The organism is Rhodococcus sp. S3 (assembly GCF_058211795.1).
Genome location: NZ_CM177074.1, coordinates 686,791 through 710,973 on the forward strand (window position 1 = coordinate 686,791; position 24,183 = coordinate 710,973).

24 protein-coding genes, 1 tRNA gene, 1 pseudogene and 1 riboswitch are annotated in these 24,183 nt (G+C 69.3%); of the genes and pseudogenes, 10 read left to right on the plus strand and 16 right to left on the minus strand.

The genetic code is table 11. The annotated features are described in order from the left end of the window. Positions 1–318: 318 nt before the first annotated feature. Positions 319–1,716: pseudogene (locus AC0LPE_RS03210) on the minus strand (threonine/serine exporter family protein); the annotation flags it as partial. A gap of 145 nt (positions 1,717–1,861) precedes the next feature. Here AC0LPE_RS03210 and AC0LPE_RS03215 point away from each other — a divergent pair. Then, positions 1,862–1,933: transfer RNA gene (locus AC0LPE_RS03215), tRNA-Thr, on the plus strand. Between the two features lie 37 nt (positions 1,934–1,970). Here the strand turns inward: AC0LPE_RS03215 and AC0LPE_RS03220 are convergent. The 7 genes from AC0LPE_RS03220 to AC0LPE_RS03250 all read right to left on the minus strand — a co-directional run bounded on the left by AC0LPE_RS03220 (position 1,971) and on the right by AC0LPE_RS03250 (position 6,929). Beyond that, on the minus strand, positions 1,971–2,267 hold the full coding sequence (locus AC0LPE_RS03220) for an FHIPEP family type III secretion protein (RefSeq protein WP_145692988.1): 297 nt from the start codon (positions 2,265–2,267) through the stop codon (positions 1,971–1,973). Positions 2,268–2,314: 47 nt separating this feature from the next. Continuing rightward, positions 2,315–3,571, minus strand: a complete 1,257-nt coding sequence (gene efeB, locus AC0LPE_RS03225) for an iron uptake transporter deferrochelatase/peroxidase subunit (RefSeq protein ID WP_490605591.1) — start codon at positions 3,569–3,571, stop codon at positions 2,315–2,317. After that, a complete protein-coding gene (efeO, locus tag AC0LPE_RS03230; RefSeq protein ID WP_088897526.1) occupies positions 3,568–4,707 on the minus strand; it encodes an iron uptake system protein EfeO in 1,140 nt (379 codons plus the stop codon). The genes efeB and efeO overlap by 4 nt, the downstream gene beginning before the upstream one ends. Positions 4,708–4,750: 43 nt before the next feature. After that, entirely contained in the window at positions 4,751–5,632 is an 882-nt protein-coding gene (gene efeU, locus AC0LPE_RS03235; protein WP_088897525.1) for an iron uptake transporter permease EfeU, read from the minus strand. Between the two features lie 94 nt (positions 5,633–5,726). After that, positions 5,727–5,909, minus strand: coding sequence for a hypothetical protein (locus AC0LPE_RS03240; RefSeq protein ID WP_145692991.1), 183 nt, complete (start codon positions 5,907–5,909; stop codon positions 5,727–5,729). A gap of 122 nt (positions 5,910–6,031) precedes the next feature. Beyond that, a complete protein-coding gene (locus tag AC0LPE_RS03245; RefSeq protein WP_026061175.1) occupies positions 6,032–6,274 on the minus strand; it encodes a hypothetical protein in 243 nt (80 codons plus the stop codon). Positions 6,275–6,455: 181 nt separating this feature from the next. Next, entirely contained in the window at positions 6,456–6,929 is a 474-nt protein-coding gene (locus AC0LPE_RS03250) for a general stress protein (RefSeq protein WP_490605592.1), read from the minus strand. 134 nt (positions 6,930–7,063) lie between these two features. On the opposite strand from AC0LPE_RS03250, the gene AC0LPE_RS03255 reads away from it, so the two are divergent. Then, a complete protein-coding gene (locus AC0LPE_RS03255; protein WP_490605593.1) occupies positions 7,064–7,681 on the plus strand; it encodes a TetR/AcrR family transcriptional regulator in 618 nt (205 codons plus the stop codon). 39 nt (positions 7,682–7,720) lie between these two features. Next, a complete protein-coding gene (locus tag AC0LPE_RS03260; protein ID WP_160873718.1) occupies positions 7,721–8,590 on the plus strand; it encodes a ribokinase in 870 nt (289 codons plus the stop codon). Between the two features lie 22 nt (positions 8,591–8,612). Here the strand turns inward: AC0LPE_RS03260 and AC0LPE_RS03265 are convergent, their stop codons facing one another. The 3 genes from AC0LPE_RS03265 to AC0LPE_RS03275 all read right to left on the minus strand — a co-directional run bounded on the left by AC0LPE_RS03265 (position 8,613) and on the right by AC0LPE_RS03275 (position 10,149). Further along, complete coding sequence (locus AC0LPE_RS03265) at positions 8,613–9,443, minus strand: ABC transporter (protein WP_088897521.1); 831 nt, start codon at positions 9,441–9,443, stop codon at positions 8,613–8,615. Positions 9,444–9,508: 65 nt separating this feature from the next. Continuing rightward, positions 9,509–9,823, minus strand: coding sequence for a DMT family transporter (locus tag AC0LPE_RS03270; RefSeq protein ID WP_026061704.1), 315 nt, complete (start codon positions 9,821–9,823; stop codon positions 9,509–9,511). A 13-nt stretch (positions 9,824–9,836) separates the two neighbouring features. Continuing rightward, a riboswitch (guanidine-III (ykkC-III) riboswitch) is annotated at positions 9,837–9,902 on the minus strand. Positions 9,903–9,942: 40 nt separating this feature from the next. Continuing rightward, positions 9,943–10,149 (minus strand): hypothetical protein, encoded by a 207-nt coding sequence (locus AC0LPE_RS03275; protein WP_145692993.1) that lies wholly within the window; start codon positions 10,147–10,149, stop codon positions 9,943–9,945. Positions 10,150–10,297: 148 nt separating this feature from the next. Between AC0LPE_RS03275 and AC0LPE_RS03280 the strand changes: the two genes are divergently transcribed. After that, positions 10,298–11,395: an alpha/beta hydrolase gene (locus AC0LPE_RS03280; protein WP_490605594.1), complete on the plus strand. Its 1,098-nt coding sequence runs from the start codon at positions 10,298–10,300 to the stop codon at positions 11,393–11,395. 24 nt (positions 11,396–11,419) lie between these two features. Here AC0LPE_RS03280 and AC0LPE_RS03285 read toward each other — a convergent pair whose 3' ends face one another. From AC0LPE_RS03285 to AC0LPE_RS03300, 4 genes are read right to left on the minus strand one after another with little or no spacing between them, the layout of a single operon-like run. After that, positions 11,420–12,919 carry an MDR family MFS transporter gene (locus AC0LPE_RS03285; RefSeq protein ID WP_088897518.1) on the minus strand — a complete coding sequence of 500 codons (1,500 nt, stop codon included), beginning with the start codon at positions 12,917–12,919 and terminating at the stop codon, positions 11,420–11,422. A gap of 58 nt (positions 12,920–12,977) precedes the next feature. Continuing rightward, entirely contained in the window at positions 12,978–13,403 is a 426-nt protein-coding gene (locus AC0LPE_RS03290) for an HIT family protein (RefSeq protein WP_006551872.1), read from the minus strand. Positions 13,404–13,428: 25 nt separating this feature from the next. Continuing rightward, positions 13,429–13,935: an ArsR/SmtB family transcription factor gene (locus AC0LPE_RS03295; protein WP_231913212.1), complete on the minus strand. Its 507-nt coding sequence runs from the start codon at positions 13,933–13,935 to the stop codon at positions 13,429–13,431. Continuing rightward, positions 13,932–15,041 carry a serine hydrolase gene (locus AC0LPE_RS03300; protein WP_064852814.1) on the minus strand — a complete coding sequence of 370 codons (1,110 nt, stop codon included), beginning with the start codon at positions 15,039–15,041 and terminating at the stop codon, positions 13,932–13,934. The genes AC0LPE_RS03295 and AC0LPE_RS03300 overlap by 4 nt, the downstream gene beginning before the upstream one ends. Positions 15,042–15,172: 131 nt before the next feature. Here AC0LPE_RS03300 and AC0LPE_RS03305 point away from each other — a divergent pair, with 131 nt between their 5' ends. The 4 genes from AC0LPE_RS03305 (at position 15,173) to AC0LPE_RS03320 (ending at position 20,199) form a co-directional block, all read left to right on the plus strand. Further along, a complete protein-coding gene (locus AC0LPE_RS03305) occupies positions 15,173–15,838 on the plus strand; it encodes a nucleoside/nucleotide kinase family protein (RefSeq protein ID WP_026061702.1) in 666 nt (221 codons plus the stop codon). A 10-nt stretch (positions 15,839–15,848) separates the two neighbouring features. Next, positions 15,849–17,102, plus strand: coding sequence for a phosphoribosylamine--glycine ligase (gene purD / locus AC0LPE_RS03310; RefSeq protein ID WP_160873721.1), 1,254 nt, complete (start codon positions 15,849–15,851; stop codon positions 17,100–17,102). A gap of 84 nt (positions 17,103–17,186) precedes the next feature. After that, the gene (locus AC0LPE_RS03315; protein ID WP_490605595.1) at positions 17,187–18,968 is read left to right on the plus strand and encodes a CocE/NonD family hydrolase; all 1,782 of its coding nucleotides are present in this window, start codon (positions 17,187–17,189) and stop codon (positions 18,966–18,968) included. A 31-nt stretch (positions 18,969–18,999) separates the two neighbouring features. Further along, positions 19,000–20,199, plus strand: coding sequence for a pyridoxal phosphate-dependent aminotransferase (locus AC0LPE_RS03320; RefSeq protein WP_026061522.1), 1,200 nt, complete (start codon positions 19,000–19,002; stop codon positions 20,197–20,199). Positions 20,200–20,221: 22 nt separating this feature from the next. Here the strand turns inward: AC0LPE_RS03320 and AC0LPE_RS03325 are convergent, their stop codons facing one another. Further along, positions 20,222–21,865, minus strand: coding sequence for a GMC oxidoreductase (locus AC0LPE_RS03325; protein ID WP_160873722.1), 1,644 nt, complete (start codon positions 21,863–21,865; stop codon positions 20,222–20,224). A 145-nt stretch (positions 21,866–22,010) separates the two neighbouring features. Here AC0LPE_RS03325 and AC0LPE_RS03330 point away from each other — a divergent pair, with 145 nt between their 5' ends. Both AC0LPE_RS03330 and purB read left to right on the plus strand, forming a co-directional pair. After that, the gene (locus tag AC0LPE_RS03330; RefSeq protein WP_490605596.1) at positions 22,011–22,625 is read left to right on the plus strand and encodes a TetR/AcrR family transcriptional regulator; all 615 of its coding nucleotides are present in this window, start codon (positions 22,011–22,013) and stop codon (positions 22,623–22,625) included. A gap of 44 nt (positions 22,626–22,669) precedes the next feature. After that, positions 22,670–24,091, plus strand: a complete 1,422-nt coding sequence (purB, locus tag AC0LPE_RS03335; protein ID WP_160873724.1) for an adenylosuccinate lyase — start codon at positions 22,670–22,672, stop codon at positions 24,089–24,091. Positions 24,092–24,183 lie beyond the last annotated feature (92 nt).

The following is a 24,183-nucleotide window of genomic DNA, read 5'->3' on the forward strand; positions in this document are numbered from 1 at the left end:
GTCACGCCCGCGCCGAAAGCGCAGCGTGGCTCTCGTCGTCTGTACGGACGATCCCGACTCCCTGCTCGACGACCCGTGTGAATCGACGGGTATCGGGCCCGTGGCCAGCGGACCCGACGCGATCGGGCCCGTGGGTATCGGGCCGGTCGCGATCGGTCCCGTCGCGATGGGGCCCGTCCCGGGAGCTGTGGGTATCGGGCCGGTGTGCGCTGTGGGAATCGGGCCGGTGTGCAGCGATCCCATCGGGATGGGACCGGTGGCGGGGCCGGGCGCCGGGCGCCACACCGGGCGGTTCGTGTCGAGCCGGATCCGGGGGATCCGCCGCAGCTGCGGGCGACGCAGCGCACCGACGCGCAGGACACCGCGCGGATTGCGGGTGCGGCGGGCGAGCCACTCACCGAGCGTGACACCCGCGGCGAGCGCACATCCGATACCGAACGCCGAGAACAGCGCCGTCATGCCGGTGGCCATCTGATTGCGGAGCATCGCGTACAGGCCGCGATAGAGGGCGAGACCGGGCAGCAGCGGCGTGATGCCGGCGACCGCGACGACCAGCGGCGGCGTGAGCGCGCGGCGGGCCATCAGACCACCGGCGAAACCGATGACGGTCGCGGCCAGCGCCGACGAGATGATCGGGCCGAGCGACAACCCGAGCGCGAGCTGGTAGCCGAGGCTGCCGGTGGCGCCGGCGAGCGCGGCGACCGTGAGGGCCCGACGTTCGGCGTAGCAGGCGAGGGCGTAGAACAACGCCGCCGCGGCACCGGCGAGGATCTTCGTCGGCAGCTGTGTGAGGTCGGGGAGTGCCTCGTAACTGATGAGGGGGAGTTCGGCGCCGAATACCGACGCGACCCGCAGGGTCGTTGCGACGCCCGCGATGATGCCGCCCGTCATCATCAGCACTTCGAAGAAACGCGCCGACGCCGTGATGGGGGCACCGGTGATGGCGTCCTGCACCGAACCCACGAGCGACAGACCGGACAGCAGCACCGTCACGCCGGCCGCGATGATCAGTCCCGGCGACACTTCGATCCCGATGGTCTCCCGTATCCCGTACAGCGTGATCGCCGGGGCCGTCGCGACGATGCCGCCCACCAGATGCTGGAAGAAGAACGGCAACCCGGCCGCGTTGAGTTTGCGGTTGACGCGGTCGATCACGAACGTCGAACCGAAGGCGACGAGCGCGACCAGCGCGTCGCCGCCGAGGAGCACGGAGATCGAGGCGGCCATCGCCGACCACGCGACCGTCGCCACCCAGCGGTTGTACGGATGCGCCTTGGTGGTGATGGCGAGCAGTTCCTCGTGCGCCTGCGCCGGGGAGATCGCGTCGCGGCGGATGCGTCGGGTCAGACGGTCGACGGCCGCGAGTCGCGTGAAGTCCATCGAGCGGTAGTGCACCACCCGCATCGTGCTCGACGGCGGCATCGTCGGTCCGCGATAGGCCGACAGCACGATCGAGTTGTAGGTGACGTCGACGTCGCACTGCGCCAGGCCGTAGGTGGCGGCGACGAACCGCACCTGCTCGGCGGTGTCGATCGCACCGGTACCCGAGGCGAGCAGGACCTCACCGACACGCACGGCGACGTCGAGGGCCTCGGCGACCACCGCATCGTCGGTCAGATCGATCGGCTGGAGTGGCGCCGGAGCCTCGGTGACCGCGTCGATGGTCGCGCGGCGGGTACCGAGAAGTCGATCGAGGAATTCGTCGAAGCGGCTCACCGTCCGCGGCCTCCGGTACGGCTGGGGGAAACGGGGAGGGTGGGCATGCAATCCACCGTAACGAAGGCGGGTGGGTGCGCGCCGGGAGTGTGACGCGCTATATGATGGCGTCGCTCACGCGTCGTCCGCGACCGTCGAGTTCTGTGCCTCCTTAGCTCAGTGGTAGAGCACTCGCCTTGTAAGCGAGCGGTCGTCAGTTCAATCCTGACAGGGGGCTCCGGTAGGGCCCGTCGCGTACAGCGTGCGGGCCTGTTTCATCCGGTGCTGCTGTGAACCGCTGCGAAGACCACGAACACGGCGAACAGTGCCGCAGCGCCCAGGCAGGCACCGGCCAGGGCCTCACGGTGATTCGTGGCCGTGCCCTTGTCGGCACGTTCGAGACCGATCCATCCGCACACCACCGCGACCAGCCCGACAGGGATCGCGACGAAGTCTCCGATGACGGGGACGAATGCGAAGACGAGGGCGACGATCCCCGCGATCAGTGCCGCATTCCCGGTGCCGTTGTGCAGAACAGGGGGAGCAGGAGGAACAGGCAGGTCGTCGTGCATGAGTTCCTCCGCTCACGGGGCTGTGTCCGGTTGTCGATCCGGAGATCTCAGGCCTCGAACAGCGGCCGACCCCAATAGTCTTCCCCCACCGTTCCGGGTGGGCATGCGAACACGGCCGATCCGACGTGCTGGATGTACTCGTTGAGGCCGTCGTGCCGGGCGAGTTCGAGCTGCATCGGTACGAACTGTTCGAGCGGGTTGCGGCAGAAGGCGATGAAGAACAGTCCGGCGTCGAGATGACCGAATCCGTCGGATCCGTCGGTGAAGTTGTAACCGCGCCGCAGGATCCGGATGCCACCGAGATGCTGAGCGGACGCGAGCCGCACGTGGGCGGTGGTGGGAACGAACGGGCCGTCCGGGCCGCTCGACTCGAGATCGAGTTCGTCGAATTCGTTCGTCCTGCCGAGCGGCGCCCCTTCCCGCTTGTCGCGTCCGATGACCGCTTCCTGTTCGTTCAGCACCGTGCGGTCCCACTGTTCGATGAGCATGCGGATGCGCCGTGCCACCAGATAGGTGCCGCCTGCGAGCCACGGCCGGTCGTCGCCGGATGCCACCCACACCGACTCGGTGAGCGCCTGGGGATCCTCCGCCTTGAGGTTGTTGGTGCCGTCCTTGAATCCGAACAGGTTGCGGGGTGTGGTCTGTGACGTCGAAGTCGAGGAGGTGCGACCGAATCCCAGTTGCGACCAGCGCACCGATGCCGTGCCGAAGGCGACCCGCGCGAGGTTGCGGATCGCGTGGACCGCGACCTGCGGATCGTCGGCGCAGGCCTGGATGGCGATGTCGCCGCCGCTGCGGGCCGGATCGAGGTTGTCGGCGGGAAAGTGCGGCAGATCCACCAGCGCGGCGGGCCTGAGGTCGGCGAGGCCGAAGCGGTCGTCGAACAACGACGGTCCGAAACCGATGGTGAGGGTCAACCGGGAGGCCGCAAGGTCCAGTGCTTCACCGGTGTCGCTCGGCGGTCGGTATCCGCCGTCGCCGGTCGCGCCGTTCTCGGTGGCTTCGAGGCCGGCAGTCATGCGTTCGGCCATCGCGGTCCACGTCGTCAGCAACGCGATCAGTTCGTTGCGGTCGCGGGTGGTCACATCGAAGGTGACGAAGTGCATGCGATCCTGCGCGGGAGTGATGATCCCGGCCTGATGTTCGCCGCCGAACGGGACCACGGCGTCGGCGGCGGCGTCCTCGGAGGAGGGCGCGGTGACACGACCGACCACTGCCCCGGTACCGGCGAGAACCACCCCCGCACCCGCGGTGCCGAGCAACCGACGTCGCGAGATGCCTGAGGGGGAGTCCGGTCGGGTCATAGTCCTGCGGCTTCCGCCACAACCCCTTGCACCTTGCTGACCTCGGCGGACAAGGCATCGATCAGTCGCGACAGTTCCTGGCGCTCCGGTTCGGGGACGGTGTCGTACGAGACGAAGCCTTCACCCTCTCGATACCGGGCCAGCGCTGCGTCGAGGTCCGCGAACCGGGCGTCGATGGCAGCACCGAGCGCCGGGTCCTGTTCGTCGAGGATCGGACGCAGTGCCGCGACCGCGGCCTGCGAACCGTCGACGTTCGCCTGGAAGTCGTACAGATCGGTGTGCGAGAAGATGTCCTCCTCACCGGTGATCTTCGACGTGGAGATCTCGTCGAGCAGCCCCTGCGCGTCGCCCGCGATGCGGGTCGGGTCGATGACGTAGTCCTCCGCGTTCACCAGACCTGCCAGCTCGGCGACGTCGGCGACGAGCCGGTCGGAGATCGCGCCGGTGTCGGGTTGCGGACCGGTCACCCACAGGTCCTTCTCGAGACGGTGGAAGCCCGTCCATTCCTGCCCCGGCTCGAGGTCGGCCTCACGCAGGTCCAGGCGCGGATCCAGGTCGCCGAAGCTCTCGGCCTCGGGTTCGATCCGTTCGAAGTAGGTGCGGGAGAGCGGGAACAGCCGCTTCGCCTCGGCGATGTCGTTCGCGCGGACCGCTGCCACGAACTCACCGGTGGTGACGACCAGCGCGTCGGTCTGGCTCCTGATGTAGCGGCGGTAGCCGTCCGCTGCCTCCGCGAGTTTCCCGTCGGCGTCCGTCGCCGCCTGCGAGTCGCCGGTCACGGTGAACGGTCGGCGAATACCGTCGCCCACCATGCCCGGCCGGCACGACAATTCGTAGTCGCCGGGTTCGGGGATGTTCACGATGAGTTGCCGGGTCAACCCCGGACCGATGTTCTCCACTTCGCCCAGTGCCCGGTCACCGGCCGCGAAGACGTAGAACTCGGTGACCTTCGAACCGTTGTTGGTGACGGCGAACGTCGAATGCCCCGTGACCCCCTCGGCGGCGGATACCTCGCAGGACGAGTCCGTCGCGGTGACCGACACGGCGTCCGTGTCGGAGGTCGCCTTCTCGGTGCACCCCGCAAGGGCGAACGGAAGGACGGCGGCCGTAGCGAGGAAGCAGGTGGTTCGGCGCATCTACGGAACCTTTCGAAGGCGAGATCGTGAGGTCGGGGCGGGATCACGTGGCGGCGGGTTGCTGCACCGATCGCGCATGCCGGTCGGCGGGGACGGGCCGGAGGAAGAGGAACAGGACGACCACCAGATAGGTGAGCCAGACGGCGAACTGGAGGACCGTCGGATCCGGGCGCAGGTTGAGGATGCCGCCGAGAACCGTGCCGTACCAACTGCCGGAATCGTAGTGATCGGAGACATCGAAGAGGGTCGCCGTGGCGCCCGGTAGTACACCGCCGATCTGCAGGGCCCGCACCCCGTATCCGAGAATTCCCGCAGCCACGACCACCAGACAGATCCCGGTGAGCTTGAAGAACTTCGCCATGTCGATCCGGACCGCACCGACGTAGAGCAGGACGGACAGCACGACGGCGAGTGCGATGCCGAGCAACAGGCCGACGAGTGGCCACGGGCTCCCTGCGGTGTTCTCGGCGTATCCGACCATGAGCAGTGCCGTCTCGAGGCCCTCCCGGCCGACGGCGAAGAACGCGAGGGACAGGACGGCGGAGGGCCCCACGATCAGGGCCTTCTCCATCCCGGACCGCAGTTCGCCGGAGATCGAGCGAGCAGCCGTACGCATCCACAGCACCATCACGGTGACGATGACGACCGCTACGAGGGAGGCGATTCCGGCGGCGATCTCCGCGGCGAGACCGTCGAGGGTGCTGGTACCGAGATGGATGATCAGGAACGTCGCGGCCACCATCGCGATTGCGCCCCCGACACCGCACCACACCCATTTGAGTGCGTCGCGGCGCTCCGCCCGGACGAGGAAGGCGACGAGGATGGTCACGACGATGCCGGCTTCGAGACCTTCGCGCAGGCCGATCAGGCCGGAGCCGGCCAGCTGGGTGGCGACGGAGGGCGCATCGGCGGCGAGCAGCGTCATGAACGCACCTACTCAGGTAAGGCGAACCTTCGATTCTGGAACGCCAACATACACCTGGAAGATGCTGCTGCGGGAGGGGCTTTCGGCCATCGCTTCACGGGAGGTGTCGGCGCTCGGGCGGAGTGCGGTTCGCCCTGCGTTGCGACAGGTCGATCACCGGCGCGATCGTGCGCGGCGCCTCGTGGAGGTCGCGGGCCGCGGCGACGCGGCCGAATACGAGGGCGACCACCGGGGATGCCGTGAACCATCCGAGCAGCGGCCAACCGATCCATGTCATATCCGGAGAACGGTTCGGGCGCACGGAGCGTTAACGGATCCGGTGCAGTTCACCCGGTGGTTCACCCCTCGCATGTCACTGCAGGGGCGTGTGAATACGGAAGTGACGAAATGGAGCGGATATCAGGACTTCGAGGATTCGAATGCGTCCATATCGACGAATATCAGCCGTCCGTCGTCGAGCGCCACGGCCCAGCGGCGTACGGGCGCCCAGTCGCGACCCAGCTTGTCGCCCACGGCTTCCTGTGCAGGACCGAAGTCCTCGACGATCGTGCCGGGGCATGCCTTGTCTCCCGCGACACCCGCGCGTACGACGACCTTCGAGCCCACAGCGGGCTTCGGAGGAGTATTCGACGATCCGGCCATAACTCGAATCATGCCATCAGTGGAAAGAAATGACCGGGCAAACACGGATTATCCGCATCGGGAGAATGCGGAGATTCGGGCGTAATATCCCTTTTGCGTGATTATTTCCTCGGGAAACGACTTCGCCCACGCCGGGTCGGCGTGGGCGAAGAGGTTCTCGAATCGGAGAAACAACGGTCGGTCAGCGCAGTGCGAGTTTCTCGCGCGCCTGATCGACGAACTCGGAATCGACCATGAGGTCGTAGCGGGAGGCCTCGATGCTCTTCCTCGAGACGAAGTCGCGGCGTCCCCCGGTGCTCCAGTGGGTGAAGAAGCCGAGTGATCCGCCCCATACCGCGCCGAAGGCGACAGCGGCGAGGATCACGGTGGCCATGCCGGTCGCCGGCAGGAGCAGTGCCAGGAGCAGGCCGAAGAGCAGGCCCGTCCAGACGCCTGCGGCGGCGCCGCGGAGGGCGGCCCTGCCGTTGGTCATGCGGCCTTCGATGTGTTCGACGGTGGTGACTCCCTGGCCGACGACCCGCAGGTACTCGACGGGAAAACCTTCGTCGGACAGGTGGTCGATGGCCCGCTCGACGGCGTCGTAGGTGCGGTAGCTCTCGAGGACGGTTTCGGATTCGGCGAGGTGCCCGGGTGTCGGTGCGTAGATATCTGTCATGCGTTCCCCTTCGTCGACGATTGGAACGATACGCTCATCGTAGCGTATCGTTTCGTAGTGTTTGATTCGGGGTCGCCTCTTCGGGGAGACTCGGGAATCCTGCGGGTGTATGCCCGCGCGAGGAGGATGTAGACATGGTCGGCGAGGTCGAGACGGAGTCCGTGGCCCTGACGCCGCGGCGTCCCGTCAAGGAGCGTGCCGGGACCGACGCACGCATCGTGAAGGCCGCGCTCGAGATCCTGCGCCTTCACGGACCCAACCGCGTCACCGTCGAGGCGGTCGCGGCACTGTCGGGCGTCGCGAAGACGACGATCTACCGGCGCTACGCGAACCGCGAGGAGATCCTCGACGCGGCGTTGCACTCGCAGGTCGCCTCACCGTGCGTTCCCGACGGGCTGTGCGTCTACGACCGCGTCAAATGGACCCTCGAGCTGATCCGCCGGGGACTGTCGAACGAGGTGGGCATGGGCAGTGTCAGCGCACTGCTCACCGACCAGGAACCCGGATTCACCGAGTCGATCCGCGAGATCATCAACGCCCGCAGCGAGGTCGTCGCCGACGTGCTCCGCACCGCGATCGACTCGGGCGCGATCCGCAAGGACCTCGACGTCGACACCGCCGTCTCGATGCTCGTCGGCGCGTATCTCGGCGCCTACCTGCGTCACGGCGAGGTGGGGGAGTCGTGGGCGGACGAGGTCGTCCACATCGTCTGTCCCGAACTGGAACCGGACACGAAGGGGCAGCGATCGTAGGTCGGCCGCCGCGGGTCGATCGGCCGTAGGCTCGACCCCGTGACCGAGTCGAGTCGATGCGTGGTGGCGGTCGTGGGATCGCTGAACCTCGACCTGACGGTCGTCGTGGCACGTGCTCCCGAAGAGGGCGAGACGGTACTCGGCCGGCATCTGCGCACCTATCCGGGAGGCAAGGGCGCGAACCAGGCCATCGGTGCGGCACGCCTGGCTCCCACCGCCATCGTCGGCGCCGTGGGCAGCGATCACGCCGCCGACGTGCTGCGCGGCGTGCAGCAGAGGGCCGGCGTCGACACATCCCATCTGCGCACCACACCGGGCCCGACCGGCCGGGCCGTCATCGTCGTCTCCGACGACGGACAGAACCGCATCGTCGTCGTACCCGAGGCCAATTCACTGCTGAAGGCCGAGGACGTGACCGCCGCACTCGATGCCCTCGATCCCGCGGTGGTGCTCACCCAGCTCGAACTGCTCCCCGCCGTGACCTGGGCCGCCGCCCGGTGGGCGCGCGATCACGACCGCCGGTTCGTGCTCAATCCGAGCCCGGTCGTCGACCTGGACGAATACGTCCTCGCCGGCGCCGATCCGCTCGTGCTCAACGAACAGGAAGCCCTGCACTACGCGGGTCTTCCCGCGGGGACCCCCTTCGACGAGATCGTGACCCGCCTGCTCGAACAGGTGCGCACCGTGGTGATCACCCGGGGCGGGGAGGACGTCGTGGTCGGAACCGAGGACGCGATCGAACACCTGCGGGTCCCGCAGGTCGACGTCGTCGACACCACGGGGGCGGGCGACCACTTCGCCGGCACGCTCGCTGCGCTGCTCGGCACGGGGGAGGACCTGTTCGCGGCAGCGCGCCGGGCCTCGGCCGACGCCGCCCGGCTGGTTGCATCCCGCCGCGCCGATCGCTGAGACGGCGGTAGCGGGAACCGCGTCAGGGCGGCGGAAGCAGCTCGCCCTTGCCGCTGCGCAACCAGCGGCCGGGAAGCCGGCCGGCGAGGTCGCCGAGCGGACCGACGGCCCCGCGCAGCAGCTCGACCGTCTCCTGCAACATGTCGATGCTCGCGTTCATCTGCGAGATGCCGGGCGTGAGATGCGCGAGTGTCTCCGAGAGCGAGACGATCTGATCGAGCGGACCGCCCTCGGCGAGCAGTCGTTCGAGGGCACCCCGCTCGGAGAGCAGGACGTCGAGCACGCCGCCCTGGGCGAGAGCCCGCTCGACGACCCCACCGGGCCGGATCGCGACATCGACGATGCCGCCCGGCGCGGTGAGCCGTTCCACCGCACCGTCCTGGGCGAGCAGCCGCTCGAGCGGGCCGTCGTGCGCGGTGAGGCGATCGAGCAGACCCTCTTCGGACACGAGGCGGTCGAGGGCGCCGTCGTCGGCGAGGATCCGGTCGAGAGGACCGCCCGGTGCGGTGAGCCGGTCGACGGGCCCGCCCGGTTCGAGCAACCGATCGAGCAGGCCACCCGGCTCGGTGAGTCGATCCACCGGCCCACCCGGCGCGAGCAGCCGGTCGAGGGGACCACCGGGACGCAGCGCGTGACCGAGTCCGCGGTCCTCCGACGTGAGCCTCGAGATCTGCTGCAGCAGGCCCACCGAGCTGCGGGTGTCGGGCAGGCCGACCGCGCCGAGCGCGGAGTAGGTGGTGGGCGACACCGCGACCCGCACGGTGCCGACGACCGTTTCGGCGACGCTCAGGGCGGCCTCGGCGGCGGTCAGACCCACACGCACCGGCATCACGAGTACGGACCCGAGGTTCATGGAACCGACTGTAACGGTCAGTGTCCGAGAACGTCAGTGTCGGAGAACGTCAGTGTCCGAGAAGGTCAGTGCACGAGTTTGAGACCGACGACGCACAGCACGATGCCCGTGATGAGTGCGATCTTCAGCAGGGAGGCGGCCTCGGTGCCGGTGACCATCGCATATCCGACCGTGAGGGCGGCGCCGATACCCACCCAGACGGCATAGGACGTCCCGACCGGCAGCGTGCGCAGGGCGTAGGCGAGTCCGGCCATGCTCAGGACGAGAGCGACGACGAACACCAGTGTCGGTGTGAGCCGGCTGAAACCGGCGGATCTGCCGAGGGCTGTGGCCCACACGGCTTCGAGGACACCGGAGAGGACGAGAACGATCCAGGCCATGACGTACAACGCTCCTGCACCGTCTTGTCGCTGGCCGGGTACGGTGCGCTCGTCCGGGAGGCCGACCGGCGGCCACCTCCGTCGAGGTTAGGAATTCCGGGCGAGTATTGGCAAATTGCTCAGGACACGCGCAGCAGCTGTGATTCCTGCGCAATCACGGTGCACGAGCATCCGCCGTCCAGTTCGGTGCAGTCGAGAACGAGGGTGTGCCGCACGATCTCGAAGTCGACGCAGTCGGGTTCGGTGCAGGCGACCGGCGCGCCGGCGTGGATCACGAGGGTGCCGTGGCAGTGGTCGAGATCGTGGTTGCACTGTGAGCACGTCATGCACCACTTGATAGCACTGTCGTCGGACAGGTTCTCCGACGCGGGTCGTCGTGCCGTCCGGTTCGTCCGGTGCGCGGGCCCCGACGTCCCACGACTATCGTGAGCACGCGCAACAACCAGGTATTGCCGACTCGGGGAGGAGTCACACATGGGGATCACGGACGTGGTCGGGAAGGCCGCGCGGAACGCGTGGTCGTTGTTCGTCGCCGACGGAATCGCGCCGCCCCATCACACTCCCTCGGTGGTCGTCGGGGACGGTCGCCACCGCACGCTGCGTCGCTTCGGCCCGGAGAACGCCGGTCCGCCGGTGCTGCTCGTGACCCCGCTCGCCGCCTCGCCCACCTGCTTCGACCTGATGCCCGGCCAGAGTCTCGTCGAGCACCTCCTCGAGCTCGGCCGCAGCGTCTTCCTCGTCGAATACGGCGAGATGACCTCCGACGACCGCGACCTCGGACTCGAGTTCTGGATCGACGAGGTCATCCCCGAAGCGATCGCCCGCACGTCCGAACTGTGCGGGAACCGCGAGGTGGACGTCGTGGCATGGAGCATCGGCGGCACGCTCGCGATGCTCACCGCCGCGGCACATCCCGACCTGCCGATGCGGTCGCTGACGGCCTTCGGCAGTCCGCTCGACTACTCCGCGATCCCGCTGATGGCGCTGCCCCGGCTCGTCGGCCGGTTCGTCGCCGAGCCCGCACTCGGCCTGCTCGACGCCGTTTTCGGCGGAGTGCCCGCACCCATCGTCCGCACGGCCTACCGCCTCACCGCGATCGAACGCGAGATCCAGCGTCCGTGGTTCGTCGCGACGCACCTCGCCGACGCAGAGAAGCTCGCGCGGATGGAACGCGTCGACCGGTTCCAGGACGAGATCCACGGCTACGCCGGACGCGTGTTCCACCAGCTCGCGACGAACGTGACGGTCGACAACCAACTCGCCACCGGACGACTGCACCTCGGCGACCGGGTCGTCGACCTCGCCGACGTCACGGTCCCGGTGCTCGCGTTCGGCGGCGAGGACGACGTGCTCGCCCCGATCCCGGCTGTCGAGCCCGTCACGAGGCTGCTCGTCGGCACGCAGGTGCGCTTCGTCCGCGTCCCGGGAACGCACCTCGGCATGCTCACCGGCAGCGCCGCGCGCGACACCTCGTGGGTCGAACTGGACGCCTTCCTCCGCGAACCCACGAACAGCAACGCGCCGGCCGCCACGCTTCCCGTCGAACAGGAAGTCGTGACGACCGGCGCGTGAGTGCGGGCCGGTGAGTGCTACCGGCTAGTGCGTTCCGGTGGTCTCGGGGACCGACGCCTCCACCGCATCCGGCTCGGGCTCCGGGGCCCGCCGGACGAACAGCGAGCCGACGACGGCGATCACCGCGATCACCGCGCCCCATGTGAAGGCGCCGTGGACACCGTCCGCGAGGGCACCGGCGGGATCGCCGGCGCTCTCGGCGCCCGCGACGGTCGTGCGGGTCAGCACCGTGATGAACAGCGCCGTACCGGCCGCGCCGGCGACCTGCTGCATCGTGCTGACGATGGCACTGCCGTGGGAGTACAGCCGTCGCGGCAGCGCCCCGAGTGCCGAGGTCAGCAGCGGCGAGAACATCAACGCGAGGCCGATGTTGAGCAGCACGTGCCAGGCGATGACCGTGCCGATCGCGGTGGTCGCGTCGAAGGTCGTCATGCCCCACATCGCGACGCAGGCGATGATCGCGCCCGGTGCGACGAGCGGCCGCGGACCGAACCGGTCGAACAGGCGTCCGACGATGTAGCCGAGCAGACCCATGACCAGACCGCCGGGCAGCAGCATCAGGCCGGTGGTCAGTGTCGACTGACCCAGGACGTTCTGCAGGTAGATCGGCAGCAGGATGAGGGTGCCGAACAGCGACATCATGCTCACGGACACGAGTGCGACCGCGAGGGAGAACGCCGGGGTGCGGAACGCGCGCATGTCCAGCAGCGCGCCGTCGCCGAGGCGGATCTGACGCAGGACGAAGACCGTCAAGGACGCGATGCCGACGACCAGCGGCAGCCACGGTGGCATGAGCGGATCGCCCTCGGCGGCCTCACCGAGACTGCTCAGACCGAAGACGAGACCGCTGAACCCGAGGGCCGACAACACCACCGACGGAGCGTCGAGCGGCACCGCGACCGGTTCGGTGACGTTGCGGATCCAGCTCAGGCCGAGCGCCGTCGCGACGACCGCGATCGGCAGCACCAGCCAGAACATCCACCGCCAGCTCAGCTGGTCGAGCACGACGCCACCGATGGTCGGGCCGACCGCGGGAGCGACCGCGATGACGATCGAGATCACGCCCATCGTGCGTCCGCGACGATCGGCGGGAACCAGATTGAGCACCGTCGTGAACAGCAGCGGCAACATCACCGCGGTGCCCACGGCCTGGACGACACGACCCAGCACGAGGACCGGGAAGATCGGGGCGCTCGCGGCGATCAGGGTGCCGAGCAGGAAGCTGCCCATCGCGATCGCGAAGACGGTGCGCAGCGACAGCCGGGTGAGCAGGTAGCCCGTGATCGGGATGACGACGGCCATGGTCAGCATGAACGCCGTGGTGAGCCATTGGGCGGTGGCCGCGCCGACGTCGAACTCGACCATCAGCTTCGGCAACGCGACGCTCATGATCGTCTCGTTGAGGATGACGACGAATGCGGCCCCGACGAGAACGGCGATCAGCAGACCGGCGCGCGGTGCGGCAGCGGCCTGCGGCTCGGCCGTACCGGCCGGGGCTGGGGAACTCGGTGGAGTAGAAGACACGAGGAACTCAACGGGATACCGGTCGGAATTGTTCCGCCGATATCCCGTCGAGCGGAGATCAGTCCGGGACGTGCTCGCCGTGACCCTGTTCGCGCAGCGCGTCCTTGATCTTCCGATGCGCGCGGTCGAGCGATTCGGGCGACGGATCCTTCTCGGCCGTCGCGAAGTCGAAGTCGCCGAGGGAGTAGGCGGGGAAGACGTGCAGATGCAGGTGGGGGACCTCCAGGCCGGCGATCATCAGGCCGGCGCGCGGGGCGTCGAAGGCGGCGGTGACGGCGCGGCCGAGGATGCGGGCGACGTCGTTCACCTTCGCCCACAGGTCGTCGTCCACGCTCTGCCAGTGGTCGACCTCCTGCCGCGGCACGACCAGCACGTGCCCCTCGGTGAAGGGGTTGATGGTCAGGAAGGAGACGACGTCGTCGTCCTGCCAGACGAAGCGGCCCGGCAGTTCACCGGCGATGATCTTGCTGAACACGGAAGTCATACCGGGAGGATAAGGGACACCTGGTTCACCGGAGCTGTTCCCCGACATCGGCCGCGGCGACGGTGAGGACGAGCAGCGGCACGACCTTCTCCGGTGCGATCCGGTAGCGGTTGCGGCTCTCCTGCTCGACCACGCGCGCAGCCGACAGTGCCCGGAGATGGTGGTAGAGCCGGCCGGTCGACGTGAGGTCGGTGGCCTCCTGGAGTTCGGTGGCGGTGGCGGGACCGCGCAGCAGGGTCCGCACGATCGCCAGTCGCGCGGGGTTGCCCAGCGCGTCGAGGACGGCGGCGACGGGAACCGGATCGAGCGCGAGGGATGCACCCGCGTCGTACTCGATGTTCCAGCGGACGTTCCCGTGCAGGGAGACCGCGCCCCCGTAGGTCACGAACCCGGTGCCCGCCGCCACGGGACCGGCACCACCGGGACCGTCCCCGGCGCCCGGGCGGGTCGCGTCGCCCTCGAGGATCCGCACACGGCGTTCGAGATCCGCGAGCCGGGCCTCGTACTCGTCGTTCACGTCGCCGTCGCTCACATCGCGCAGCGTATCCGCTCGAGGAAATCGGGATCGTTCGCTGCCGCGGCGAGCATCTCCTGGTGGGCGAACGATTCGAGGGCTCCCGCGTAGTCGCTGTCCGACATGCCGGACGCGAGCATCACCGTGGTCGCGATCGTGCCGTCGTCGCGGCGGAAGGTGATCGCGTCGGTGAGGACGCCGGGCAGGCTGCCGCCCTTGAAACCGATTCCCTCGAATCCCGGAAGCGGGGACGGTTGCCATTCGAGGTGGGTGCGCGCGAGGTCGCCGCCGGCACCGAACGAGCCGTCGGCGATCGCGCGATGCAGGGCGGTGAGTTCGGCGGCCGATCCGGTGTTGTCGAAGCGCTGGACGCGGTCGACCCGGGCGAACAGATCCTCCGGCACCGGGTTCTGCGCCACTTCGGTGCGGTAGGCCGGGTCGGAGGCATAGCGGCGCGCGGCGTCCCGGACCGCCGACGAGTCGTCGAGTGTCGGGTCGAGCAGTGCGAGCGTGTTGCCGAGCATCGTCGGTGGCGTGAAGTCGTCCCAGCCGCCCTGGGCAGCGGCCTCGCGCAGGGCGTCGTCGCCGAGCCGGTCGCGCAGGTAGTCGGGGACGGCGTTGTCGCTCTCCTGGATCATCGCCGACACCATCTCGTCGAGGGTGACGGTGTCCTCCGGGTCGTTCACGCCGAGGCGTTCGAGAGCCCGGGGGTGTGCGCCGCCGTCGGTGCCGGGGAGATGCCAGCGTTCCCAGTCGGCGAGCGGTACGCGTTCGTCGGGGGAGAGTTCGCCGGCTGCGACGGCGCGGGCATAGGCGGCGAGATGCACGACCTTCACTGCCGACGCGAGCGGTTGCCGCTCCTCGGGTCGTTGTTCGAAGGTCCCGCCGTTGCCGTCGTCGACCGCGATGGCGACCGTGTCGGAGTTCTCGGCGAGGTAGCCGATCCAGCCTTCGGCGGTGGTCACGTCGGCGGCGGGGGTGGGCACGCATTCACCGGTCGGCGCGGAGGCTCCGGCACCGGAAGATGCGGCGACGTCGGGCTCCGAGGGGTCGGTCTGTCCGCATCCGGCGAGTGCGATCACGACGCTCGTCGCGGCGAGGGTGGTTCCGATCCTGTTCGGCATGGCGATATCCGTCCGTGTCGGGGTCGTTAGTTCGGAATTTCGAACTTACGAAATAACGATAGACCGGCCGGGTGGGCGTGTCGAGAGCTCACGGCGACTCCGACGTCGCGAGCGGTCGTATCGTCGGGCTCATGGGAGGTGACGGGAGCGTGCGGGAGGCGCCGCTGCGCGTGCTCGTGGATGAACTCGTCACGCACGTCCTCGTCGGGCTTCCCGCGGATCGGCGCACGGTGGTCGGTCTGTGTGGGCCGCCGGGTGCCGGGAAGAGCCGCGCCGCGGCGCTGCTCGTCTACGCCCTCCGGTGCGCGGGGGTCTCCACCGGGCAGGTGCCCATGGACGGCTATCACCTGTCCAACCGGCAGCTCGACACCTTCGGCGCGCGGGACCGGAAGGGAGCACCCGACACCTTCGACGTCGCCGGCTTCCGCGACATGCTCAGCCGGGTGCGGCAGTGCCGCGACGAGACGATCTACGCCCCGGATTTCTCGCGGCCGCTCGACGAACCGATCGCGGCGGTGCACGCCGTGCCGGCCGACGCGCGGGTGATCGTCACCGAGGGCAACTACCTGATGTTCGAGACCGGGGGATGGGAACACATCCGCCCGTTGCTCGACCTCGTCATCTACATCGACACACCCCGCCGCACGCTCACCCGACGTCTCGTGCGCCGGCACCGGCACCACGGGCGGGACGACGACGGAGCACGCGAATGGGTGCGGACCGTCGATCTGCCCAATGCGGAAGCCGTCCAGCGCACGCGCTCCCGCGCCGATCTCGTGTGGAGACCGGTCCCGTAGTCTGTCCTGCGTGCGCGTACTCGTTATCGGCTCCGGTGCCCGTGAACATGCTCTTGCTCTCGCTCTGTCCCGCGACCCGGGCGTGACCGCCGTGCTGGCCGCGCCGGGCAACCCCGGTATCGCGAACGTCGCCGAGCTGTTCCCGGTCGACGCGGCCTCCGCCGACAGCGTCGTCGCCCTCGCCACCGAGCAGAAGGCCGACCTCGTCGTCATCGGTCCCGAGGTCCCGCTGGTCCTCGGCGTCGCCGACGCCGTCCGCGCCGCGGGCATCCCCTGCTTCGGACCGTCGGCCGCCGCTGCACGCATCGAGGGCTCGAAGGCGTTCGCGAAGGACGTCATGGCCGCCGCCGGTGTGCGCACCGCCCACAGCGAGGTCGTCGACAGCCCCGCGACCCTCGACGAGGCGCTCGACCGGTTCGGACCGACCTGGGTGGTCAAGGACGACGGTCTCGCCGCCGGTAAGGGCGTCGTCGTCACTCCCGACCGCGCCGCCGCCCGCGACCACGCCGCCGAGATCCTCGAGAACGGGCACCCCGTCCTGCTGGAGTCCTTCCTCGACGGCCCCGAGGTCTCCCTGTTCTGCCTCGTCGACGGTGAGACGGTCGTGCCGCTGCTCCCGGCACAGGACCACAAGCGTGTCGGCGAGGGCGACACCGGCCCCAACACCGGTGGCATGGGCGCTTACACGCCGCTGCCGTGGCTGCCCGAGGGCAGCGTCGAGCGGATCGTCTCCGAGGTCGTCGAGCCCGTCGCGGCCGAGATGGTGCGACGCGGATGCGGTTTCTCCGGACTGCTCTATGCGGGTCTGGCGATGGGCGCCGAGGGCCCGGCCGTGGTCGAATTCAACTGCCGTTTCGGCGACCCGGAGACCCAGGCCGTGCTCGCCCTGCTCGAGTCGCCGCTGGGCGAGGCCCTGAACGCGGTCGCCACCGGCACGCTCGCCGAGCTCCCGCCGCTGCGCTGGAAGGACGGCGCCGCGGTGACCGTGGTGCTCGCCGCCGAGTACTACCCGTCCACCCCGCGCACCGGCGACGTGATCACCGGCGCCGAGGGCGACACCGTGCTGCACGCCGGCACGAAGCGTCGCGACGACGGTGCACTGGTCTCCGCAGGTGGGCGCGTGCTCAACGTGATCGGTGTGGGTGCCGACCTCGCGTCCGCGCGCGAGGCCGCTTATGATCGGCTCGCCGACGTCAAGCTGCCGGGCGGTCACTTCCGCCGCGACATCGGTCTGGCAGCCGTCGAGGGCCGGATCTCGGTCTAGCCTTTCACCCGCGTCCTTCACCTTGCACCTACCGGGTGTATGTTGCACACTCGGTGCATCTTTGATGCCGCCAGGGGTGACTGCATGGTTTCTCGAAGACGAACGCCGACGCCGGACCCGACACCGCTACGGCACCACCACGTCGTCGTCCACGGGCTGCCGGACGACGTCCTCGTCGAGCGCGACGTGCCCATCCGCACGGGCGACGGCACCGTACTGAGAGCCGACGTCTACCGCCCTGCCGACTCCGGTGAGCACGACCGCTGCCCCGTGCTGGTCGCCGTCACCCCCTACGGCAAGGACGCCGGCGTCGACCGCTATCCCGTCGACTTCGACGACCTCGCCGAATCCGGCAACCACGTCGGCGATCTCGAGATCAGCGACTGCACCTCCTTCGAAGCACCCGACCCCGCCTACTGGGTTCCTCGCGGCTACGTCCTCGTCGTCGCGGACATGCGCGGCCATCACGCGAGCGGCGGCCGCCCCCGCCTGCTGCTCGGCCGGGCCGCGCTCGACTGCGCGTCCGTCGTGGAATGGGCCGGTGGCCAGGAGTGGAGCAACGGCCGCGTCGGTCTCGCCGGCGCCGACTATCTCGCCACGCTGCAGTGGTACACCGCCGCGCTCAACCCGCCCTACCTTGCGGCCATCGCACCCTGGGAGGGTGTAAGCGACCCCTGCCGCGACATCCTCACCCAGGGCGGCATCCCCGAGACCCGCTACAGCGAGTTCTGGTACAGCGCGATGAACACCGGCGCCCGCTGTGGCGCCGCCTCCCTCCGGCGGTTCACCCCGTGGTTGCTGCGCCGGTTCCCCGACTTCTTCCGTCATGTCGCCCCGCCGCCCCGGCTCGAGGACGTCACCGTGCCCGCCCTCGTCGGCGTCGCGTGGTCCGATCAGGGCCCGCGCGCCCGCGGTTCGGTCGAGGGCTACCGCCGCATCGGGTCGGAGCACAAGTGGCTCTACACCCACGGCCGGAAGATGTGGCAGACCTTCTACGGCAACGAGGCCCTCGACTACCAGCGACGATTCTTCGACCGCTTCCTCAAGGACGAGGACAACGGCTTCGAGGACACCCCGCGCATCCGCCTCGAGACCCGCCACGACCTGCGCACCTATTCCGAACGCCTCGAATCCGAGTGGCCGGTGCCCGACACCCGCTACGTCGCACTCCACCTCGACCACGCGAACGCCGACCTGAGCACCACCCCGTGCGAGAGCCGCCAGTTCCGCCGCACCTTCCCCGTCGCGGGCGACGAACTCGTCTTCACCCACACCTTCGACGAGGACACCGAGATCACCGGGCACGCGGCGCTGCGTCTGTGGGTGCAGGCGAAGGACGCCAACGACATGGACCTGTTCGTCGGACTCGCCAAGCGCGACGAGCACGGCCGCGACGTGTGGTTCGAAGGCCACGGTGGATACGAGAAGGGATTCGTCGCCCATGGGTGGATGCGGGTCTCGCGCCGAGCGCTGGACCCGGAGGCCTCCACCGCCTACCGGCCCGTCCACGACCAGAAGAAGTACTGGCCGTTGCTGCCCGAGCAGATCGTGCCGGTCGACATCGAGATCATGCCGCACAGCACCTTCTTCGAGGCCGGATCGAGTCTCGTGCTCGTCATCGCCGGCCACGACCTCGACGAGAACCCGCGCGTCGGGCACGACCGCACCATCAACAAGGGCTTCCACATCGTGCACGCCGGCGGACAGTTCGACTCGCATCTGCTGTTGCCGGTCGTGCCGCAACCGGAGCCGGAACCCGACGAGACGGCCGCCGACGCGGAGGTCGTGCCCGCGAAGGTCGTCGACCGTCAGGACTATCCGATCGCGTGGGGCGCCCTCACCCGACTTCAGCGCGTCCGGCTCTGACGAACGACGCGCGCGTACTACCGTCGTCGACGTGCGCCCCGAATCCCAACGCTCCGGTATCGAGACGTTCCATGTCATGGATGTGTGGAAGGCGGCTGCCGAGCGGCAGCGCAGCCACGGCGACGTCCTGAGTCTCGCCGCCGGACAACCGTCGACCCCCGCACCCGCTCCCGTGCTCCGCGCCGCCAACCTCGCGATCGACGCCGAACTGCTGGGTTACACGGAGACCTTCGGCATCCTGCCGCTGCGCGAGGAGATCGCGGCGTACCACCGCCACAAGTACGGCATCGACGTCGACGCGGACGACGTCGTCGTCACCACCGGCTCCTCCGGAGCCTTCACGCTGGTGTTCCTCGCGGCCTTCGACGTCGGCGACACCGTGGTCGTCGCCCGCCCCGGTTATCCGGCCTACCGCAACACCCTCGCCGCGCTCGGCTGCCGCGTCGTCGAACTCGACTGCGGCCCGCAGACCCGTTACCAGCCGACCGTCGCGATGCTCGAGGAACTCGACGCTCCGCCCGCGGGAATCGTCGTCGCCAGCCCCGCCAACCCGACCGGCACGATGATCGAACCGTCCGAGCTCGCGGCGCTCGCACGCTGGTGCGACGAGCACGGCAGTTTGCTCATCTCCGACGAGATCTACCACGGCATCGAGTTCGGCACCGCCCGGTCCGAGACCGGTGAGGGCACCGGATCACCGGCGACCTCCACGGCGTGGGCGACCTCCCGCGACTCGGTGGTGATCGGCTCGGTGTCGAAGTACTTCTCGATGACCGGCTGGCGGCTCGGCTGGATGCTCGCGCCCGAGACGATGCGTCCGGCCCTGCAGCGACTCGCGTCGAACATGACGGTGTGCCCGCCGTCGATCTCCCAGTTCGCGGCGATCGAGGCGTTCGGGACCGAGGCCCGCACCGAACTCGACGGGCACGTCTCCCGCTACGCCGTGAACCGGGAGCTGCTGCTCGAAGGGCTGCCGGATCTCGGCATCACGAAACTCGCACCGGCCGACGGCGCCTTCTACGTCTACGCCGACATCGGCCATCTGCTCGACGGCGAGAACTCGACAGCGTGGTGCGCGCGGCTGCTCCACGACACCGGTCTCGCGCTCGCACCGGGCGTCGACTTCGACACCGTGCGCGGCGACGAGACCGTGCGACTGTCGTTCGCGGGATCGACCGCCGACGTCACCGCGGCGCTCGACCGGCTCGCGGGCTGGCTGCCCGTCTCCTGATCACGGGACTGCCGCGGGGCGGTCACCGCCCGTCGGCGATGATCCGCGCGATGTTCCGTTCGGCGAGCGCCGCGATGGTCAGCGACGGGTTGGCGGTGCCGGTGCTGCCCGGGATCAGCGCGCCGTCGACGACGTAGAGGCCGGGATGACCGTGCACGCGGCCGTAGCCGTCGGTCGCGTCGCCGAGCACCGCACCACCGAGCGGATGCGCCGTGAAGGTCGCGTTGACGTCCTCGGCCATCGGCGATGCGCCCGGAATCGTGCCCCCGGCCTGCGCCATCGCGTTGTGCACGACCCGCAGGGCATCGACGCTCTCGCGTTCGCCACCGGCCGGCCAGTTCAGGACCGCGCGATCGGCACCCGGGTCGTACGCGAAGTCGGCGCGGGTGGGGTCGAGGGTCATGCCGAGGGAGGCGAGCATTCCGACGTCCTTCGCGGTGCCCGCGACGAACCAGTTCTCGAGGCTCAGCGGCAGACCGGACTCGTCGACGATGCGCGACGCCGACGGCGCGCCCTGGTCGCCGCCGAAACCCTCGGTGAGCGCGAACGAACGGACGAGCACCGCGTCGCCGTTGGTGCCCCAGCCCCGCCCCACACGCTCGTCGAGGTTCGGCAGCGAACCGGTGTGCCGCGCCTTGACGAGCAGTTCGGTGGTGCCGATCGATCCGGCACCGAGGACGAGACGGTCGCACGTGATCGTGGTGGTGCGCAGCACCGCACCTGTCGGATCGACGGCCTGTACGTCGAGCCAGTAGCGGCCGTCGCCGTCCTGACCGACCGCGAGCACCCGGTGACCGTGGCACACCAGGGTGCGCCCGGTGGCCTCGGCCGCCGGGATGTAGTTCTGCGTGAGATCGAACTTCGCACCGTTCGAGTTGCCGAGATTGCTCTCGCCCGCGACGGCCGAGCGGCGGACCGAGCCGGCGAGTTCGGCGCGCACGACGTCCCAGTCCCAGATGCCGTCGATGCGGTGCGGGCTGTAACCGGCGGCGCGTGCGTCGTCGTCCCACCGCCGCGAGTGCGCGAACTCGGCGGCGTTGTAGATGTCGTCGGGCATCGGATCGAGGCGCAGCATCGAGCGCACCTTCGGGTACCAGGTGGACGCCATCTCGTCGTAGGAGAGACGGCCGCCGAAGACGTGCTCGAAGAAGTGCCGTTCGGGAGCGATCATCACGCCGGTGAACACGATCGATCCGCCGCCCACCGCGGCGCCGCGCCACACCGACATGTTCGGGTAGTCGACCACGTCGAGGACGCCGGCGAAGTCGTCGCACACCACCGGGATGCCCGTCGGGCCGGTGAACCGGGTGCGGTGGTGGTAACCGCGACCGTCGGCGAGCAGGTCGGTCGTGAAGATCTCGCGGTGCGGGTCGCGGGGCCAGCGCATGCCGCGCTCGAGCATCGTGACCCGGTTCCCCGCCTCGGCCAGGCGCAGCGCGGCGACGCTCGCCCCGAAACCGGAGCCCACCACGACGACCTCGGAATGCTCCGGCGGTGCGGGCGGTGGAACGAACAGCTCGGGCACGAGACGGCGGTACTCGTCGACCCCGACGGGCAGCGCATCCGCACGCGGGAGGCCGACACCGGACAGACCCGGGGCCGCGGCGCCGGCACCCGCCAGGGCGGCCCCGAGAAGCGAGGCCTGCAGAAAGCGTCGACGTCTCATCCGGTACGGCTCCGATCGTTCGATGACCTACTCGCGGGGCGGCGCCCGCCGAGGACTCGACACGCGCGGGCGGGCGCAATGGTACCGGTTGGTCTCCAATTCCGTTTTCCCCTGGTGAGACGCTCGGGACTGTCACCATGAGAAGGTGTCGATTGCTGCGACCCCGAAGGGCGAACGGCGCCGTCAGGCGCTCGTCGAGGCAGCGGCCGACCTCATCCTCGAAGGGGGCATCGACGCCGTCCGCCACCGGGCCGTCGCGACCCGCGCGGGCCTGCCGCTCGCATCGACCACCTACTACTTCCAATCGCTCGACGACCTCGTCGCGTGCGCGGTCGACTACAACAGCGAGCGGGAACTCGACACGATGCGGGAGCGTGTCCGCGACATCGAGCCGCTCCCGCGCAGTCTCGAGGGCACGGCCGATCTCATCGTCGACCTGCTGATCGGACCGCGGGACTGCGACGGCGGCATCGACCGCGAGCGCCTGATCTCCCGGTACGAGCGGTGCGTCGCGACGGCCCGCTATCCGGAACTGCGCGACGTGCAGGTACGCATGCGCGAACAGATCGACCATCTGCTCACCGACCTGCTCGAACGCTGCTGCCGATCGGTGCGGCCCCGCGAGGTGCGCCGGCTCGTGGCGGTCGTGGACGGCGCGGTCCTCGGCGGACTGGGCGAGCTCGATCCCGACCCGCGCTCGCTCGCGCGCGGCATCCTGCTCGACGTCGTGGAGAGCGTCGCGCCCCCGGTCGAGGATTGAGGTCGGGGAATACGGGAGCAGGCCCGGACCGTAAACTCACTTCTGTGAGCCACATCCCCAACGTCCTCGCCACCCGCTACGCCAGCCCCGAACTCCGGGACCTGTGGTCGCCCGAGTACAAGATCGTGCTCGAGCGGCAGCTGTGGCTCGCGGTGCTGCGGGCGCAGGCCGAACTCGGGATCGACGTTCCCGCCCAGGCGATCGCAGACTACGAACGCGTGGTCGAGCAGGTCGACCTCGAGTCCATCGCGCAGCGCGAACGCGTCACCCGGCACGACGTCAAGGCTCGCATCGAGGAGTTCAACGCCCTCGCCGGTCACGAGCACGTCCACAAGGGCATGACCAGCCGCGACCTCACCGAGAACGTCGAGCAGCTGCAGATCCTGCGGTCGCTCGAACACGTCCACTCCCACGGTGTCGCCGTGGCCGCACGCCTCGCCGAGCGCGCCACCGAGTACGCCTCGCTCGTCATGGCCGGCCGCTCGCACAACGTCGCGGCGCAGGCCACCACCCTCGGCAAGCGTTTCGCGTCGGCCGCCGACGAACTGCTCATCGCGCTGCAGCGCGTCCGGGAACTGATCGCCCGGTACCCGCTGCGCGGGATCAAGGGCCCCATGGGCACCGCACAGGACATGCTCGACCTGCTCGGCGGTGATTCCGCCAAGCTCGCGCAGCTCGAGCAGAAGGTCGCGCAGCATCTCGGCTTCGCGAACGTCTTCACGAGCGTCGGCCAGGTCTACCCGCGTTCGCTCGACCACGACGTGCTCTCCGCGCTCGTGCAGGTCGGCGCCGGTCCCGCGTCGTTCGCCCACACCATCCGGCTCATGGCCGGCCACGAACTCGTCACCGAGGGCTTCCAGCCCGGCCAGGTGGGCTCGTCCGCCATGCCGCACAAGATGAACACCCGTTCGTGCGAGCGCGTCGACGGCCTGCAGGTCGTCCTGCGCGGCTACGCGTCGATGGCCGCCGAACTCGCCGGTGCGCAGTGGAACGAGGGCGACGTCTTCTGCTCCGTCGTCCGCCGTGTGGCCCTGCCCGACGCCTTCTTCGCGATCGACGGCCAGATGGAGACCTTCCTGACGGTCCTCGCCGAGTTCGGCGCCTACCCGGCGGTGATCGAGAAGGAACTCGTGCGGTACCTGCCGTTCCTCGCGACCACCAAGGTCCTGATGGCCGCGGTCCGGGCCGGGGTGGGTCGCGAGACCGCCCACGAGGTCATCAAGGAGCACGCGGTCTCCGTCGCACTCGCGATGCGCGAGGAGGGCCGCGAACCCGATCTGCTCGACCGTCTCGCCGCCGACGACCGGCTTCCGCTCGACCGCGCCGCGCTCGACACGGCACTGGCCGACCGGGAGGTCTTCGCCGGAGCCGCGGTCGCGCAGGTCGAAGCGGTCGTCGCGGCGGTGCAGGATCTCGTAACGCAGTATCCGGAAGCGGCGAAGTACACGCCGGCGCCGATTCTCTAGGAAACCGATTCAGCAGGAATCACGGGAGCCGACTACCGGGGGGAGTGTCCGATGGGGGTGGCGGTATCAGCAGGGGAGGACGAAGTGTCGGT